The organism is Vibrio sp. Vb0349 (assembly GCF_033338975.1).
Map to the genome: position 1 here is coordinate 1 of NZ_JAWOTS010000231.1, position 1336 is coordinate 1336.

General features: G+C 50.1%; 2 protein-coding genes. Both read left to right on the plus strand.

The genetic code is table 11. From position 1 onward, the window contains the following. Positions 1-731: tRNA modification GTPase (locus tag R7Q47_RS24800; protein ID WP_318089934.1), on the plus strand; the 731-nt coding region annotated here is incomplete at its 5' end. A 104-nt stretch (positions 732-835) separates the two neighbouring features. Beyond that, positions 836-1270, plus strand: coding sequence for an FMN-binding protein MioC (gene mioC, locus R7Q47_RS24805; RefSeq protein ID WP_318089936.1), 435 nt, complete (start codon positions 836-838; stop codon positions 1268-1270). Positions 1271-1336: the final 66 nt, after the last annotated feature.

Genomic DNA, 1336 nt, shown 5'->3' on the forward strand with positions numbered 1-1336 from the left:
TCATGCGCGAAGGCATGAAAGTCGTGATTGCTGGTCGTCCAAATGCGGGTAAATCAAGCCTACTGAACGCGCTGTCGGGCAAAGAGTCCGCAATCGTAACAGACATCGCAGGTACCACGCGTGACGTGCTGCGTGAGCACATCCATATCGACGGTATGCCTTTGCACATCATCGATACTGCTGGCTTGCGTGACGCTTCTGATGAAGTCGAAAAAATCGGTATCGAACGCGCTTGGAATGAAATCGCGCAAGCCGACCGCGTATTGTTTATGGTGGATGGCACAACGACCGATGCCACCGATCCAAAAGAAATTTGGCCCGATTTTGTCGATCGCCTGCCAGAAAGCATTGGCATGACGGTGATCCGCAACAAAGCGGATCAAACGGGTGAAGATATGGGGATCTGTCATGTGAACGATCCTACTCTGATTCGCCTTTCAGCAAAAACCGGGGCGGGTGTCGATGCGCTGCGTAACCACCTAAAAGAGTGCATGGGTTTCTCAGGTAATACTGAGGGTGGCTTTATGGCGCGCCGTCGTCACTTGGACGCACTAGAACGCGCAGCCCAGCATCTGCAAATCGGCCAAGAGCAGCTTGAAGGCTATATGGCAGGTGAAATCCTTGCCGAAGAGCTACGCATCACTCAGCAGCATCTGAATGAGATAACCGGGGAGTTCAGCTCTGACGACCTACTCGGGCGCATCTTCTCTTCATTCTGTATCGGTAAATAATCCAATACGCGGCACAAAACCTTGTTTTAGTGCCGCGTTTCTTTTTATATGGACACATCCATTCGCGACTCACATCGTGTCCATTGCATTCAAAAGGAAGAAGTATGATCCACATTATTACAGGTAGCACTCTTGGTGGTGCGGAATACGTCGGTGATCACCTGAGCGATCTGCTCGTTGAACAAGGATTTGAAACCACGATCCACAACCAACCGTCATTAGACGAGATCGATAACCAAGGGACTTGGCTTGTGATCACCTCCACCCACGGTGCGGGGGAATATCCAGACAATATTCAACCTTTCATCGCAGCATTGCAAAATACACCACCTAAGATGGCAGACGTGAAGTTTGCAGTCATTGCGATTGGTGATTCGAGCTACGATACGTTCTGCGCTGCCGGTAAGCACGCTTACGACTTGTTAGACGATATTGGCGCAACGCCGATTGCAGATTGCTTGTTGATTGATGTACTGGCTCATGACGTCCCAGAAGATGCTGCAGAAGCATGGTTAAAAGAGAATATCGAGCGCTTTTAACCCCATACTCATCTCCTACAGAGTCGCGATGCGGCTCTGATTTCCCTCTGTGAATAACCTTCCGTA

Coding starts and splice junctions, on each gene's coding strand:
- mioC (WP_318089936.1), top strand. CDS start 836: ATGATCCACATTATTACAGGTAGCACTCTTGGTGGTGCGGAATACGTC.